The following is a 15552-nucleotide window of genomic DNA, read 5'->3' on the forward strand; positions in this document are numbered from 1 at the left end:
GCCTATTAGACCATAGGGCTAGATCGCATATTGGTCGTACCATTATGACTGCCCGTGGTAGTGCCGGCCCCTGTCCGGCAACCTCGTCCGCCCCTCCCCTACGAGATCTTCTTCTCCAACCGCCGCATTACCGCCAGCACCAGCACGCACAGCACGCTGACCCCAATGGCAATCACGTATTTGCCGATGCCCACGGCAATGCCGATGGCCGCGGCCATGATCAGCGAGCTGGCCGTGGTCAGGCCGCTGACCTGGTCCTCGCGTGAGCCGCGCAGGATGGTGCCGGCGGCAACGAAACCAACACAGGCCACCACGGCCTCGATCAGACGCACCGGATCAACCTGCAGCAGGTCCCGATAGCGCTCCTGCTGGAAATGCTCGGCCACCGAATCACCGAGGCCGACGATCAACGCGGCGGCCCCCGCGATCAGCATGTGCGTGCGCAGGCCAGCGGCGTGCTTGCCCATCTCGCGCTCGACGCCGAGCACGCCGCCGAACAGCATCGCGGTCGCGACGCGCAGCAGGATCGAGACATCCTGGGTAAGTTCCATGGGTCAGGCTCCGGGTGTTTTTCCCGGAGCCTTGCTCGGCGGTCGTAGGGCGGGAGTGAAGGCGATGGCACGCCCTCTTCACCGCACGTCCTCATCCACGCATGGCGTGGGTCCACCGGTCAGGCATCAACGCCCTGCGTAGATCTGCCGACCGCACGCGCTCATTGCGCCAGGTAGCCGCCATCGATGGCGTAGTAGGTGCCGGTCGCGAACGAGGCATCGTCGCTGGCCAGCCAGGCCACCAGCGCCGCCACTTCCTCCGCCGTGCCCAGCCGCTTCAATGCGTGGCGGCCCTCCAGGGTGGCGCGCACCTTCGGGTCCATCTTCTCCAGCAGCGGCGTGCTGATGAAACCTGGGCCCACCGCGTTGACACGGATGCCGTCTGCGGCATGTTCCCAGGCAGCGGTCTGGGTCAGCCCGACCACGCCGTGCTTGGCGGCCACATATGCAGTGGAGCCGGCATAGCCCACCTGACCCAGGATCGAAGCCATGTTGATGATGCTGCCGCCGCTGCCGGCCTCACGCATGGCCTGGATCTGCGCACGCTGGCACAGGAAGACACTGGTCAGGTTCACGTCGATCACGCGCTGCCAGCCATCGACCGGATAGTCGCCACTGCTGGCTGCAGGCCCGCTTATGCCGGCGTTGTTGACCGCGATGTGCACGCCGCCGAGCTCCTTCACCGTGCGCTGCACTGCGGCCTCCACCGCCGCGTCATCGGTGACGTCCAGCGCCACACCGATCGCCTGTCCGCCGTGCGCCTGCAACTGCGCGACGGTGGCATCCACCGCATCCTGCTTGAGGTCCCAGACCGAGATCCGGGCACCGGACGCAGCCAGTGTCTGCGCCACCGCAAGGCCGATGCCGGAGACGCCGCCGGTCACGATCGCGGTCTTGCCGGTGAGCTGGTAATCGATCATCTGTGTTCTCCGAGTGTTGTGAATCGAAGCGGAATGCACCCGCTTGGCCAGCACGCTACGCCCCGACGTGTTACGACCGTGGCATATACAGGGCCTGCAACGATCCTTCCCATCGCTGCAACGCGTTCGCGCCTATGCTCGGATCACGCATCTACTCCCCATGGAATTCCCGATGACGACCCCTGCCGCCGATCTGCTGTTCACGCCCACCCGCCTCGGTGATATCGCCGTAGCCAACCGCATCGCGATGGCGCCCCTGACGCGCAACCGTGCCCTGCCCGACCGCGTCCCCTCACCGCTGGCGGTCACCTATTACCGGCAACGTGCCAGCGCCGGCCTGATCATCGCCGAGGCCACGCAGATCAGCCCGCTCGGCCAGGGCTATCTGGACACCCCGGGCATCTACAGCCGTGACCAGGTCGACGCTTGGAAAACGGTCACCGATGCGGTGCACGCCGAGGGCGGACGCATCGTGCTGCAGCTCTGGCACGTGGGCCGCATTTCCCACACCAGCCTGCTGCCGGAAGGCGAAGTGCCGGTGGCGCCCAGCGCGATCCGTGCCCAGGGCAAGACCTTCACCGCCAACGGTTTCGAAGATGTATCCGAGCCCCGCGCGCTGGGCATCGAAGAGATCCCGGCGCTCATCGAGGACTTCCGGACGGCCGCCCGCAATGCGATCGACGCCGGCTTCGATGGCGTGGAAGTGCACGCGGCCAATGGCTACCTGATCGACCAGTTCCTGCGCGACGGCAGCAACCATCGTGACGATGCCTACGGTGGCAGCATCGAGAACCGCACGCGCCTGCTGTTCGAAGTGGTCAGTGCAGTAGCCGATGCCATCGGCCCGGGTCGTACCGGCGTGCGCCTGTCGCCGGTCACGCCGGTCAACGACGCGCACGACAGCGACCCGCAGCCGCTGTTCAATCGTGCGGTGGAACGCCTGGATGCGATTGACGGGCTGGCCTTCATCCATGTGATCGAAGGCGCCACCGGAGGCGACCGTGACAATCTCGCGTTCGACTATGCGGGCCTGCGCGCTCGCTTCCGCGGCCGGTGGATCGCCAACAATGGCTACGATGCCGCACGCGCCAGCGAGGCCGTAGCCAGCGGCTACGCCGACATGGTCGCCTTCGGCCGGCCCTTCATCGCCAATCCGGATCTGGTCGCGCGCCTGCGCACCGGTGCGCCGTTGGCCGAGCTGGACGCGGACACGCTGTACGGCGGCGGCGAACACGGTTATACCGATTACCCGCCGTTGGACCGCTGAGTTCGATGCGGTGCCTGCCCGGTTCCGGGCAGGCACCGGAGCCGGCAGTTTGGCCGTTTGGATCCCTGTTTTTGGCCACCCCGCCCCTCATCGAGGCGGCAGCAGCACCGAAAATAACGCGATGTCACGCGAAGGGCGAGCGGCCACCGCCGCCCCGTTTTCTTTGCCGAGTGCCGAGCGATGTCCCGATATTTCACCTTTGCCGATTACCGCCGTTTCGGCCAGCGCCATGGCTTCGACTACCGCGCTGATCCGGAACACCTGCGCGAGGACCAATGGGCCGGTCGCGGCGAAGTCAACGAACAGTTCATGCGCGGTGGCGTGAGCCTGATCGCCACTGACGTGCATAACCGGTTCCCCTATGTGGCTACGGCGCAGCAGCGTCCCGGGCTTGCAATCCGCGTAATGCTGCAGGGGCAGGTCGACGTGCGTATCCCGCGACGCGGTGCATTCACCCTGCGTGCCGGCACCGCGATGACCGCCCAGCATCGCGACCAGATCGAGATGACCGGCGCGCACCCCGGCCAGACGCGCATGCGCGGAGTCAGCGTGATCGTGCCAGCGGGAATCGATGCGGAGGTTTTCCGGATGCCACTGCTGGAAAAGGCGCTCGACACGCACCTGGAATGCCGCCACTGGGCCATTCCACACGCGATGTTGCCGGTGCTGGGCCAGTTGTTCGACCGCCCTTGGCAGGACGGCATCGATGCCTTGTGGCGCGAGGGCGTGGCACTGCAGCTGCTGGCGCTCGGCCTGCAGGCGGAGGATCTGCAGGCCGACCCGGCGCGCACGCTGCGCGCCGGCCAGCGCGAGCGCCTGGAACGGGTGCGCAGCTACCTGCATGACGACCCCAGCCATGCCCACAGTCTGGTCGAGCTGGCCCGGCTGGCCTGCATGAGCCCCAGCTCACTGCGCCGCCATTTTGCCCAGCAGTATGGAAGCTCGGTGTTCGACTATCTGCACGAGCAGCGCATGCGTCACGCCGAACAGGGCCTGCGCGAAAACGGATGGACCGTCGAACAGGCCGCCGCCGCCAGCGGCTACCGCCACCCCAGCAACTTCGCCGCCGCGTTCCGCAAGCGCTTCGGCCTGGTGCCCAGCCGATGGCGCACCGGTCCCTCGAAGGTGGGGTGAGAGCATCGGCTCTGGTGGGTGTCGACCTCGATCGACACGCTTCTGTGCCGTTACGAATGCCGGCCAGCGGCCGGCACTACCCTCGCATCAGCCGAGCACGACCCCGCGCCTCAATACACCGGCAGATCGATGTAGCTGGCCTGCGCCGCGCTGTGCCAGACCCGCTGCGTGGCCTTCTGGTAGTCCCCCGGCTTGGCCAGGTAGATGTTCGGCACGTAGGTCTGCGGGTTGCGGTCGTACAGCGGGAACAGGCTGGACTGCACCTGCACCATCACCCGATGCCCCTTCTGGAAGGTGTGGTTGGCGTTGGGCAGATCGAAGCGGTACGGCAGCACCTGGTTGGCGGCCAACGGCTTCGGATCACTGAAGCTCTCGCGGTAGCGGCCGCGGAAGATCGCCAGCGACACCGGCAGCTCGTAGCCGCCTATCTCCGGCGTCGACGCTTCCTGGTCCGGATACACATCGATCAGCTTCACCACCCAGTCGCTGTCGGTGCCACTGGTCGAGGCCTGCAGGTGAACTACCGGTGCGCCGCCGATGCGCAGCGGCTCGGTCAACGGTTCGGTGATGAAGGTCAATACGTCCGGGCGACCATCGACGAAGCGCTGGTCCTTCACCAGCCAGGTGGTCCACATGTCGCGGTCGCCGAAGCGCACCGGCCGCGGCACGAACGGCACCGGCTTGGCCGGGTCGGACACGTATTCCTCGAAGTCGCCCTCGCCCGCTGCCGGGGCCTGGAATGCCAGCTTGCCGCCGGCACGCAGGTACAGCGGCTTGCTGCTGGCGGCACAGCCCTTGTCACAGCTGCGCGGCCACCCCTTCAGGCGATCCCAGTGGTTTTCACCGGTGTTGTAGATCAGCACCGGCGGCGTGTCCGCCTTCGGTGCACCGTCCACCAGGTACTGGTCGAAGAACGGCTTGAGCACATCGCGACGGAACTGCAGCGCGGTATCGCCGTCGAACTTCAGCGCGCCCAGCTCGCTGCCGCTGTAGTTCACCTGGCTGTGCCGCCACGGCCCCATCACCAGGTAGTTGCGGTTGTTGCCGCTGTCGCGCCCTTCCATCGCCTGGTAGGCATGGTTGGCGCCCCACATGTCCTCCTGGTCCCACAGGCCCTGCAGCCACATGGTCGGCACCTTCAGCGGTGTCTTCGCCATCACCGCGTCCAGCGCCTGGCCCTGCCAGAAGCCATCATAGGCCGGATGCTCGACCAGCTTCTTCCACCAGGTCAGCTGGTCCACGCCGGTGAAGCGCGCGTAGTCACCGGCCGAACCGATGCGCAGGAAGGTGCTGTAGTCGTCGTAGCCGAGGCTGGGCAGCGGCGTGCCCTTGCCACGCTTCTCGGTCTGCATCGCGAAATAGTTGAAGTTGACCTGGCGGAACGCACCGTAATTGAGCCAGTCGTCGCCCATCCAGCCGTCGACCATCGGGCTCTGCGGTGCAGCCACCTTCAGCGCCGGATGCGGGTCGGTCAGCGCCATCACCACGGTGAAGCCCTCGTACGACGAGCCGAGCATGCCGACCTTGCCATTGCTCTCCGGTACGTTCTTCACCAGCCAGTCGATGGTGTCCCAGGCGTCGGTGGAATGGTCGACTTTGGTGTTGTTCAACGGCCCGCGCAGCGGCCGGGTCATCACGTAGTCACCTTCGGAGCCGTACTTGCCCCGGATGTCCTGGAAGACGCGGATGTAACCGCCATCGACGAACACCTCATCGCCCTGCGGCAGCAGGTCGCGCATGCGCGGCGAGTCACTGCGGCTGGCGCGGCCAGCGGCGTCGTACGGCGTGCGCGTCAGCAGGATCGGCGCGTTGCGAGCGCCCTTGGGCACCACGATCACCGTATACAGCTTGGTGCCATCACGCATCGGCACCATCACCACGCGCTTGTCGTAGTCACGACCGACATCGGGGGCAACGAAGGGCTTGCCGCTGATGTCCGGGGTCATCGGCGGGGTATCGGCGGCCAGCACGGTGCTGGACAGGCAAAGGGCAATGGCTACAGCGACGGCACGCACACGCATGGACAACCCCTCCCGGCAGGAAAGCCTCAAGCCTACTCCCGCCGGGTGCCGTGAAGTGTGTGCAGGCTTTGCATTCTGCGGCGGATGCAGGCAGGACTGATGGCACATGTGCGGCCGGGTGGGCGCGCACAGACCCGACGGTGTAGAGCCGAGCCCGCGCTCGGCTCAGGTCGCCGCGCTCTGCCGAGCGAGCAACCTAGCGTAGGCTCGGCTCCACAACATCAGGCCGCCGGCACTTCATGCAGCGCCAGCCAGCGCCAGTGACCCTCTTCCTGCCTCAGCACCGCCAGCGATTCCCGCCAAGCGAGGGTGCCACCATCGATCGAATGGCCTTCGCGGTAGCGCAGCACCGCCAGCGGCAGTGGCACGTCCACGGCCTGCACGGCTTCGATGGCGATCTGCAAGCCCGGTCGCGCGCCGCGCCCCCCGGCGAACAAGGCCTGCACCGCATCCCGGTCCAGCCGACGGCCGCTGATGCCGACCATGCTGAAGTCCGCACAGAAGTGCATCATCAGATCATCGAGCGCGTCGGCGTCGGCGTCGGCGTCGGCGCGGAACCAGGCCTGCAGTTTGTCGTGCAGGTGGTGGATTTCATGTTCTGCGGTGGTATCCATCAGGCATTCCCGGGTTGCGAAAGGGAAACAGAGTGCGAGCGGCGCAACAGCGCCATCGGCAACAGCGTCATTGCGGCGGCCAGGCCCAGCGCCACGCTGGTGGCTTGTGCCGGCAGCCACCGCATGGCCAGCGCCAGCAGCAGCGCGATGGCGGCGGTACCCAGGCAGGAGCTGAGCTGGCGGTTGAGGTTCCATAGCGCGCTGGCGTCGCCCAGCGCCTCGCCCTCGACACCATTGAACGCCAGCGTCTGCGCGGTGCTGCTGCACAGGCTGCCACCGGCGCCCATCAGTGCGTACAACAACGCAGCCAAGGTAAAGGCCGGCTGTGGCAGCACCGCCATCAGCAGCAGGCCACTGGCCTGAAGCAGCATGCCCACACGCAGTACCGTGGCCGGGCCGAAACGGGCCAGCAGGCGCTTGCTGGCAGTGATCGCGATGGCCGAGGCCAGCGCCCACGGCAGCATCAGTGCGCCGATACGCGCGGCGCTGTAGCCGGCCTGATGCAGCTGCAGCGTACTGACCAGCTGACTGCCGATGAACACGCCCGGCACTGCCAGATACACCAGCATTGCCAGCCGCAGCCCGCGATGGGACAGCAGCGACCAGCGCAGCAACGGATGCGCCTGCTGCCGTGCATGCCGCAGGTGCACCGCCGCCAGCAGCAATGCGATCAGCAGCAGTACGGCACCGGCGGACCGATGGCCGGGCTCGCCCAGCCAGGTCAGTGCCAACAGCAACGCGCCCAGCGCCATCATCGCCGTGGAGAGCGCATAGGCCTGCAGGCGCGGCGCACTACGCGTGCCATCGGCCGGCATCCACGCCAGCACCAGAGCGGCCGCCACCACCGCCAGCGGCAGGCTGGCCCAGAGCACGCCACGCCAGGACAGCCACTGCACCAACAGCCCGCCCAGCGCCGGAGCCAGCGCGGGCACCAGCAACGCCACCAGCAGGATGCGCCGGGTCAGTGCGCCTCGCCGATCCGGCGTGCATTGCCGGTAGGCCGCAGCCTGCGCCACTGGAATCAGCAGGCCACCGGCCAGACCCTGCAGCAAGCGCCATCCCAGCAACCAGCCGATGCCCGGCGCAGCGCCAGCCAGCATGGCGGCGGCGGCGAACAGCAGCAGCGCCACCAGCAGCAGGCGGCGCTCTCCGCAGCGCGCGGCCAGCCACGGCGCCAGCGGGATCACCACGCTCAGGCCCAGCATGTAGGCGGTGCCGACCCAGGCCAGGGTGCCGACATCGGCGCGCAGGTCCGCTGCCAGCGCCGGATAGGCCACCGTGGCGATGAACATGTTGACCAGGTCCAGGGCGAACACCAGCAGGAAAATCGCCTCATGGCGCAGGCGGGGGGATGGCATCGGCGGCGCTCCAGCAGGGAAGCGGCCAGCATGCCGGCCCGGCCTTGTTGGAAAAACACGACGCCAGCTGCAACACTGTCAAATCTGTTTTGACAATGGATCGCAATGGTCAGTCTGGACCGCTTCGATATCTTCCGTGCCGTGGTCGAGGCCGGCAGCCTGACCGCTGCGGCCGATCGCCTGGGCCTGAGCCGCGCGGTCGTCAGCTTCAACCTGAAGCGGCTGGAGCAGGAGCTGGGCGTGACCCTGCTGCTGCGCAGTACCCGCCACCTGGCGCTGACCGAGGCCGGCGAGCAGTTCCTGCAGCACTGCGTGCAGGCGCTGGACGCTGCACAGGCCGCCATCGACGCCGCGCGCCGCGACCAGCACCAGCTGCAGGGCGTGCTGCGCCTGACCACCACGCCTGAGTATGCACAGCTGCGCCTGATTCCGGCGCTGGAAGCGTTCCGTGCACGGCATCCTGCGTTGCAGCTGCACCTGTCGACTTCGCCGGCACCGGCCGACCTGATTCCCGAGCGCTTCGACCTGGCGATCCGCCTCGGTCGCCTGCCGGACTCGGGGCTGCACGCCACCGAACTGGAACGGCATCCGCTGTGCGCGGTGGCCGCGCCCCTGCTGCTGGCGCGCCTGCCATCTGCCGAGGCTGCCGATGACCCGGCACAGCTGGGCACGCTGCCCCGCCTCGGTTATCCGCGGCTGGCCGACGTGCCGGTGGTCGCGCCCGACGGCAGCGACGCGTTGTTCGCGACCAATCCGGGCAATGCGGTGGTCCGTGTGGATGGCGCCAGCAGCCTGCGCGCCTTCGCCTTGGCCGGTGCTGGCGTTACCGTGCTGCCGCGCTGGCTGATCGAGGACGACCTGGCCCTCGACCGGCTGCGACCGGTGCTGCGCCAACATCGCTTCCCGCAGCAGAGCGTGTACGCGGTATACCCGCACAGCACGCAGCCTTCGCCGAAGGTACGCCAGCTGATCGATTTCCTGCGCGGGTGGTCTGGCAGCGCGCCGGTGTGACTTCCGCGCTCGCCCGATAGGGCCCGGCGAGCGCAGCGGTACCCACAGACAAACACGGCCCCTTGCGGGGCCGTGTCTTCATGCTTCAGCGCAGCACCTGCTCCACCAGCTGCACGTCCACCGTCTGCAGTGGTTCGGCCGCATTGCGCGACAGCTGCACCTGGTAGGTGCCGGCATCGATCTTCCACTGGCGGGCCTGCGCATCGTAGCGGGCCAGCGTCTTCGGCTCGGCTTCGATACGGATGCGGCGCTGTTCGCCCGGCTGCAGCTGCACCTTGTCATAGCCGATCAGGCGGATCGGCGTGGTGCTGCCGGCCGGCAGCTTCAGGTACAGCTGGGCCACGTCGGCACCGGCGCGCTTGCCGGTGTTGCGGATGTCGACGCTGGCCACCAGGCGCGAGCCTTCCACGCTCACCTTCAGGTTTTCATAGGCGAACGAGGTGTAGGACAGGCCGTGGCCGAACGCGAAGGTCGGGGTCAGGCCCTTTGCGGCCATCCACTTGTAGCCGACATTGGCGCCTTCGATATCGAAATCGAACACGTCGCCGAATTCCTTCTTCGGCTTGAAGCCCAGGCCGTCGATGTGCGGGCGCGGCAGCTGCGATTCGTCCACCACCCAGGTCACCGGCAGGCGGCCGGACGGGTTGGCCTGGCCAGTCAGCAACGCGGCGATGCCTTCACCACCACGGATGCCCGGGTACCAGGCCTGCAGCATCGCCGGCACCTGCGCCAGCCACGGGGTACGCACCGGGCCGTTGGTTTCCAGCACCAGCACGGTCATCGGGTTGGCCTTGGCCACCGCCGAGATCAGCGCGTCCTGGTTGTCGGGCAGCTGCATGTCCGGCAGGTCCACCGATTCCGCCGCCCACTGGGTGGCGAACACGATGGCCACGTCGGCCTGCGCCGCGGCCTTGGCCGCCGCAGCGGTGTTGGTGCCATCCACATACTCGATGCTTGCATCCGGACGCGCAGCGCGCAGCGACTCCAGCGGCGAGGACGGGTGGAAGATCACCGGGCCCGGCCAGGTGGTCGGCAGCACGCCCGGCACTGCATTGGTGCCCTTGGCGGTCACGCCCACCATCGACGAACCACCACCGCCGATTACACCCTTGTCGGCGTGGCCACCGATGATGACGATGCGCTTCACGCTGTCGGCCAAGGGCAACAGGTTGCCTTCATTGCGCAGCAGCACGCTGCCTTCTTCCACCGTGCGCTGGGCCACGGCGAAACCGGCCTCGGCATCGACCTTCTGGTGCTGCGGCGGGTTGTCGAAGTTGCCATGCAGGAACATCGTGCGCAGGATGCGCGCGACCATGTCGTTCAGGCGCGCCTGCGGCACCACGCCGCCGTGCACGGCCAGGCGCAGCGGCTCATCGAAGAACACCGCCGCATCGAACACTTCACCGGCCGACTGCTGATCCAGGCCGGCCAGCGCCGCCTTCGAACCACTGTGCACGCCGCCCCAGTCGGACATCACGAAACCAGGGAACTTCCATTCCTGCTTCAGCACCTGGTTCATCAGGTAGCCGTTCTCGCAGCCGTAGGTGCCGTTGATCTTGTTGTACGAGCACATCGCCACGCCGGGGCGGCCGGCTTCCAGCGCGATCTCGAAGGCCAGCAGGTCCGACTCGTGCATGGCCTGTTCGCCGATGCGCACGTCGTGGAAGTTTCGGCGGGTCTCCATGTCGTTCAGCGCGAAGTGCTTCATCGAGGAGATCACGTGCTGGCTCTGCACGCCCTGGATCAGCGCGCCGACCATCGAACCGGCCAGCAGCGGGTCTTCACCGGCGTATTCGAAATTGCGGCCGTTGCGCGGGTCGCGTTGCAGGTTGACGCTGCCCGACAGCAGGATGTTGAAGCGCTGCTGCCACGCCTCGCGGCCCATCGTGGCGCCACCGGCAAAGGCCACTTCGCGGTTCCAGCTGGAGGCGGTGGACGGGCCCGACGGCATCGCGGTGGCGAAGTCGCCCGGGCGGATGCCACCCGGATTGGTCACGCCCACGCCGGCATCGGCCGACTGCTGCGACGGAATGCCCAATCGCGCCACGCCCGGCACGAAGCCGGCCGAACCGACCGCGCCTTCCGGCAGCGGGCCACCGTCCTTGCCCAGCCCGAAGTAGCTGTGCAGCATCTGGAACTTCTCGTCCTCGGTCATCGCCTTCAGCAGCAGCGCAGCGCGCGCATCGGCGTTGAGGGTGGTGTCCATCCACGGCCTGTCGCCATGTTTGTCGGCGGCATAGGCCAGGGTCAGCAGGGTGGCACGCAGCGTGCTGCCTTCCACCTTGAACGGTGCACTGCTGGCGGCCTGGAAGCCGTCGCTGAAGTAGCTGGCGTCTGCTTCCAGCGCCACACGCGCCGGATCGAAGCCGGCGGCCTTGGCCGATTCACCGGCCACCGCGCCGAGCAGCACCGCCGGTGCACCCAGCCGCGAACGGGTGACCAGCGCTGGCAACTGTGCGGCGCCCGCGCCGGCATCGGTATAGACCGCGACGGTGTGGCGGCCATCATCCAGGCGCAGGTAGTTCAAACCCGGCTGGTCAGGACCAGACTCGGCGGCGATCGGCAGCCGGGTCAGTACGGCCTGGCCGCGCTGGGTCTGGCCATCGTCCTTGCCGGCGGCGATGAAGCGGTACTCATAGCCCAACCCATCGGCCAGAACCTGCAGCGGGTCGACCTGGCCGATGCCGCGCTGCACCTGGCGCACACTCACCGCGTCCACCTTCAGGCTTTTCAGCTGCGCGGCCAGGGCCGGCATTGCCTCGGCGTTGGGCGCCTGTTCCAGGGTCAAGACAGTGAAGGCCGCGGGATCAGCCCAGGCCGGGGCGGCCAGCGCAGCAGACAGGGCAAGGGAGAGAGCAAGCGGCTTTGTAAACGTTTTCATCGGCAGGCGTAATTCCGTTGCCAAGGCAATCGGTCCAGGGAAAGTGCCGCCGAAGGGTGCAGCGTTCATGCCGCGCAGGGGTTGCCAGGCAACGTCCCGCAGGCCGAAGGACGGGCCGGTCTGCGCGCGGGACCCTCCTCCCGGCGTGACAACCTGCCTGTCCGGGCCGCGCAGGGCGACCCAATCCTGTGAAGATTGTGCGAGGGCGTTCACACCTGTCAACAGGACCTAAGTCACAGGGGCATCCCGGCAGGCGGTTATCAGGCCATCACCGGCGGTCATCAGCGGGCCCTGCGGGGCTGCCGATAATGGAGGTCCCTGGCCACGAACCGAGCCCATGACCGTACATCGCGACTTCGACCATCTCTGGCGCGACCGCTGTGACACCTCCAGCCAGCGCGCGCCGCGCGTGCTGATCCGCGTGTTCGTGGCCCCCGGTGAGCTGGAGCGCAGCGTGGCCTTCTACGAGCAATTGCAGGGCCTGGTGGCCGATGCCGGGTTTCCGTTCCCGGAGGCCGGCCTGCGCCTGGCGATGGTCGGGGCGTTCCTGCTGATCGAGGGCAGCGAGGCGGCCCTGGCGCCGTTTACCTCGACCACCGGCACGCTGCTGGTCGATGACGTTCGGCCCTATCACGACAAACTGGTCGCTGCCGGTGCCGAGATCATCTTCCCGCTGCAGGTGGTGCCGACCGGGGCGGCGTTCAATGCGGTGCATCCCGATGGCACGGTGGTCGAGTACGTGCATCACCGGCCGGATCCGCAGGGACGGTGAGGGGAGCACGGCCGGGCTGCGCCCGGCACCCGTAGAGGCGACATCAACGTCAAAAGGCAGAGCAACAGCAAAAGCTGGATTCCTGCGGGTAGGCGGGGTGGGGCCGGCTGCGGGGGACGCTGCAAGTACGTCCATGTAAACTCGGTCGCGCCATCCATGGCGCTCACGCCCCCGCAACCGGCCCCACCCCGCCTTCGACAGTTTCTCGCGACCTGCAGTAGATCCACGCCATGCGTGGATGCTCTTCGTTTCATTGTCGGAATATTCGATTTCGATGGAGATTCATCCACGCATGGCGTGGATCTACAATCCCTCCATGTCCTCCCCCGCCCTGCCCTGGAATGGCACGTTGCTGCTGGAGGCTCACGTGGCGGTGCTGCAGGGCCATGCCGGTGGCAGCGACGTGCATGCGCACTACGCCCATCAGTTGTTGTTGAGCGAGGACGCGCCCTGGCAGGTCGAGATTGACGGGGTGCCGCAGCAGGGCCAGCGGCTGTGGCTGCCCTCGTTCCAGCCGCACGCGATCCTGTCGGCACCGGAATCGGGTTGCACGATGTTCCTCGAACCCGCGCATGCCGACCTCGAACAGATCCAGCAGCACCTGCACACACTGCCCGGTACTGCGGCGCAACTGCACGACTGGCTGCCACGGCTGAGCCGCGCACAGCCACTCGACCGCCGCGTGCAGGCGGCGCTGGCCCGCATCGCCCAGCACCTGCCCGGCCCGGTGCCGGCCGCCGACATCGCCGAGGCGGCGCATCTGTCGACCAGCCAGCTGCACCGGCGTTTCCAGTCTGACCTGGCGGTGACCCTGCGCGGCTGGGTGCTGTGGCAGCGCCTGCGCATCGCGCTGGCACATCACCTGCGCGGGCACAGCCTCACCGACAGCGCACATGCCGCCGGCTTCGCCGACCTGGCCCATCTGTCGCGCAGCCTGCGCCGCATGTTCGGCATCGGTGCCGCACAGCTGCATGGCCTGCGGCTGCACGCCGCCTGACACGCTCGATCACTCCTGCCTGCGCAGGCCTTCAGGTAATTCCGGCACGTCGCCATGCGGCAGCTCGCGAAACGGCGCCAGCAGCTGCCCGGGGTAATCGCGCGGATAGTCCGGCTGGCTGCCGATGCCGAGGTCGTGCTGACGCAGCCGATAGCCCGGCGCATCGAAAGCGGTCCCCAGCAGATGATCCCAGACGGTCAGGAACAGGCCGAAGTTGACGTCACCGGCGGTGCCATAGCGCATGTGGTGGAAACGGTGTAGTGGCGCCCAGGCCATTACCCGGCCCAGCACGCCGGGGCGCATGTCTACGTTGGAATGCTGCAACAGCAGCTGGATGGCGATGGCGAACGCCAGCACCGCCGCCACCGGCATCGGCAAGCCCAGCACCAGCAGCGGCAGAACCCCGCCCACCGCTTCGGCGGCCTGGTGCAGCGGGTGTTTCATCAGACCATTGAAACCGTACATCCGGGTCACGCTGTGATGCACCGCGTGCAATCGCCACAACCAATCAATGCGATGGCTTGCGTAGTGCACCAGGGTGATGCCGAGATCAGCGCAGACGATGGCCAGCAGCACCTGCAGCGCGAATGGCCACTGCTGCGGCCAGGCCTGCCACGGAATGATTGCCGCCAGCAGCGGCACCGCGGCGATCGACAGCAGGTTAAGGCCCTCGTTGACCAGCGCATGCAGGGTGTCACGCAGACTGTCGCCGTGGTCGTGGTTGAACACGGGGTCGTACGGCCAGGCACGCTCGGCGACGAACGAGACAGCGATGGCGGCCGCCAGCAAGGCCAGCAGCCACAACGGATCACCGTGGCAGTGGCCGACCCAGACGACGGCAGTGGCAACGAAACCCAGCAGGAACAGCGGGGCATACAGGCGGAGCATCCAGTGCTTCATGGGCAACCCGGGAAGTGAGGGGCCTGCATGCTGGCGTTGCATGCGGGTTGGCGGCTTGAACAAACGGCGCAAACCGTGGGTCCGCCGCTGCTGGGTGCCATCGTGGTCGGCACCGCGTTTGCCCCATCCACGCACCCCGCGGCTCTACAATGGCGCCCTCATCGCGCCCGGGAACGGCATGGATTCCTTCAACCTGATGCGAGCCTTTCGCCGCATCGTCGAACGCGGCGGGCTGGCCCGTGCCGCCGAAGACCTGGGCATGTCGCCTGCCGGACTGAGCAAGCAGCTGCGCACGCTGGAAACCCACCTGGGCGTGGTGCTGCTGCAACGGACTACGCGGCGCATGAGCCTGACCGAGACCGGCCATGCCTATTACCGCGAATGCTGCCGCCTGCTCGACGAGCTGGACGCGCTGGAACGCGGCATCGCCGAACAGCGCGGTGAGGTGGCCGGGCGCCTGCGCGTCAATGCGCCGCAGTCGTTCGCGCTGAGCACGCTGTCGCCGCTGCTGCCACGGTTCCTGCAGCAGCACCCGCAGCTGTCGCTGGACCTGGTCATGGAAGACCGCCTGCTTGATGCGGTTGGCGAAGGTTTCGATGTATCGCTGCGGCTGCGTGCCGAGCTGGATGATTCACGCCTGGTGGCACGCCGGCTGGCGTCGCTGCAGCAGGTGCTGTGCGCGGCCCCGTCGTACCTGCAGCAGCATCCGGCACCGCAGGCGGTGGACGATCTGCGGGCGCACAGCGTGCTGGCCTACAGCCTGTCCGACTCACCGGGCAGCTGGCCGTTGCTCGGCCCCGATGGCCAGGTGACGATCACCCTGCCAGCGCGCGTCACCGTCAACAACAGCCTGCTGCTGCGCGACCTGCTGTTGGCCGGCATGGGCATCGGCGCGCTGCCCTCGTTCCTGGCGGCACCCGCACTGGCCCGTGGCGAACTGCAGCAGGTGCTGCCCGACCACCGCTATCCGCCGCGCTTCGTGCATGCGGTCTACCCCACGTCGCGCCACCTGCAGCCCAAGGTGCGCGCCTTCATCGATTTCCTGCACGCCGAGCTGCCCGCCTGCGCCGGCCTGGATTCGTAACCGCCAGCGAAAACTGAGCTGCCCGAAACCCGCTGTTTCGGC

At 67.6% G+C, this 15552-nt stretch carries 13 protein-coding genes; 6 read left to right on the forward strand and 7 right to left on the reverse strand.

Annotated elements, in window-relative coordinates:
- Window positions 1–98 precede the first annotated feature (98 nt).
- Both QZ853_RS17445 and QZ853_RS17450 read right to left on the reverse strand, forming a co-directional pair.
- Window positions 99–551 (reverse strand): MgtC/SapB family protein, encoded by a 453-nt coding sequence (locus QZ853_RS17445; RefSeq protein WP_295575900.1) that lies wholly within the window; start codon window positions 549–551, stop codon window positions 99–101.
- A 161-nt stretch (window positions 552–712) separates the two neighbouring features.
- On the reverse strand, window positions 713–1471 hold the full coding sequence (locus QZ853_RS17450) for an SDR family NAD(P)-dependent oxidoreductase (RefSeq protein WP_295575902.1): 759 nt from the start codon (window positions 1469–1471) through the stop codon (window positions 713–715).
- A gap of 172 nt (window positions 1472–1643) precedes the next feature.
- On the opposite strand from QZ853_RS17450, the gene QZ853_RS17455 reads away from it, so the two are divergent.
- Together QZ853_RS17455 and QZ853_RS17460 are read left to right on the forward strand one after the other, a co-directional pair.
- Window positions 1644–2738, forward strand: coding sequence for an alkene reductase (locus QZ853_RS17455; RefSeq protein WP_295575905.1), 1095 nt, complete (start codon window positions 1644–1646; stop codon window positions 2736–2738).
- 180 nt (window positions 2739–2918) lie between these two features.
- Complete coding sequence (locus tag QZ853_RS17460) at window positions 2919–3872, forward strand: AraC family transcriptional regulator (RefSeq protein WP_295575911.1); 954 nt, start codon at window positions 2919–2921, stop codon at window positions 3870–3872.
- A 110-nt stretch (window positions 3873–3982) separates the two neighbouring features.
- On the opposite strand, the gene QZ853_RS17465 is transcribed toward QZ853_RS17460, so the two are convergent.
- The 3 genes from QZ853_RS17465 to QZ853_RS17475 form a co-directional block, all read right to left on the reverse strand.
- A complete protein-coding gene (locus QZ853_RS17465; protein WP_295575919.1) occupies window positions 3983–5893 on the reverse strand; it encodes a CocE/NonD family hydrolase in 1911 nt (636 codons plus the stop codon).
- Window positions 5894–6114: 221 nt separating this feature from the next.
- Window positions 6115–6507 (reverse strand): DUF4440 domain-containing protein, encoded by a 393-nt coding sequence (locus tag QZ853_RS17470; protein ID WP_295575929.1) that lies wholly within the window; start codon window positions 6505–6507, stop codon window positions 6115–6117.
- A complete protein-coding gene (locus QZ853_RS17475; protein WP_295575941.1) occupies window positions 6507–7865 on the reverse strand; it encodes an MFS transporter in 1359 nt (452 codons plus the stop codon). The genes QZ853_RS17470 and QZ853_RS17475 overlap by 1 nt, the downstream gene beginning before the upstream one ends.
- Window positions 7866–7970: 105 nt before the next feature.
- Here QZ853_RS17475 and QZ853_RS17480 point away from each other — a divergent pair, with 105 nt between their 5' ends.
- Window positions 7971–8876: a LysR family transcriptional regulator gene (locus QZ853_RS17480; protein ID WP_295575951.1), complete on the forward strand. Its 906-nt coding sequence runs from the start codon at window positions 7971–7973 to the stop codon at window positions 8874–8876.
- Window positions 8877–8961: 85 nt separating this feature from the next.
- Here QZ853_RS17480 and QZ853_RS17485 read toward each other — a convergent pair whose 3' ends face one another.
- Window positions 8962–11757 carry a glycoside hydrolase family 3 C-terminal domain-containing protein gene (locus QZ853_RS17485; protein WP_295575962.1) on the reverse strand — a complete coding sequence of 932 codons (2796 nt, stop codon included), beginning with the start codon at window positions 11755–11757 and terminating at the stop codon, window positions 8962–8964.
- Between the two features lie 337 nt (window positions 11758–12094).
- Between QZ853_RS17485 and QZ853_RS17490 the strand changes: the two genes are divergently transcribed.
- Window positions 12095–12529, forward strand: a complete 435-nt coding sequence (locus tag QZ853_RS17490) for a VOC family protein (protein ID WP_295575968.1) — start codon at window positions 12095–12097, stop codon at window positions 12527–12529.
- 292 nt (window positions 12530–12821) lie between these two features.
- Window positions 12822–13526: an AraC family transcriptional regulator gene (locus QZ853_RS17495; protein ID WP_345777916.1), complete on the forward strand. Its 705-nt coding sequence runs from the start codon at window positions 12822–12824 to the stop codon at window positions 13524–13526.
- Window positions 13527–13535: 9 nt separating this feature from the next.
- Here the strand turns inward: QZ853_RS17495 and QZ853_RS17500 are convergent, their stop codons facing one another.
- Entirely contained in the window at window positions 13536–14414 is an 879-nt protein-coding gene (locus tag QZ853_RS17500) for a sterol desaturase family protein (RefSeq protein WP_295575991.1), read from the reverse strand.
- 190 nt (window positions 14415–14604) lie between these two features.
- On the opposite strand from QZ853_RS17500, the gene QZ853_RS17505 reads away from it, so the two are divergent.
- A complete protein-coding gene (locus QZ853_RS17505) occupies window positions 14605–15510 on the forward strand; it encodes a LysR family transcriptional regulator (RefSeq protein WP_345777917.1) in 906 nt (301 codons plus the stop codon).
- Window positions 15511–15552 lie beyond the last annotated feature (42 nt).

Origin of the sequence: uncultured Stenotrophomonas sp. (assembly GCF_913778665.1) — a bacterium.
Taxonomy (GTDB): domain Bacteria; phylum Pseudomonadota; class Gammaproteobacteria; order Xanthomonadales; family Xanthomonadaceae; genus Stenotrophomonas.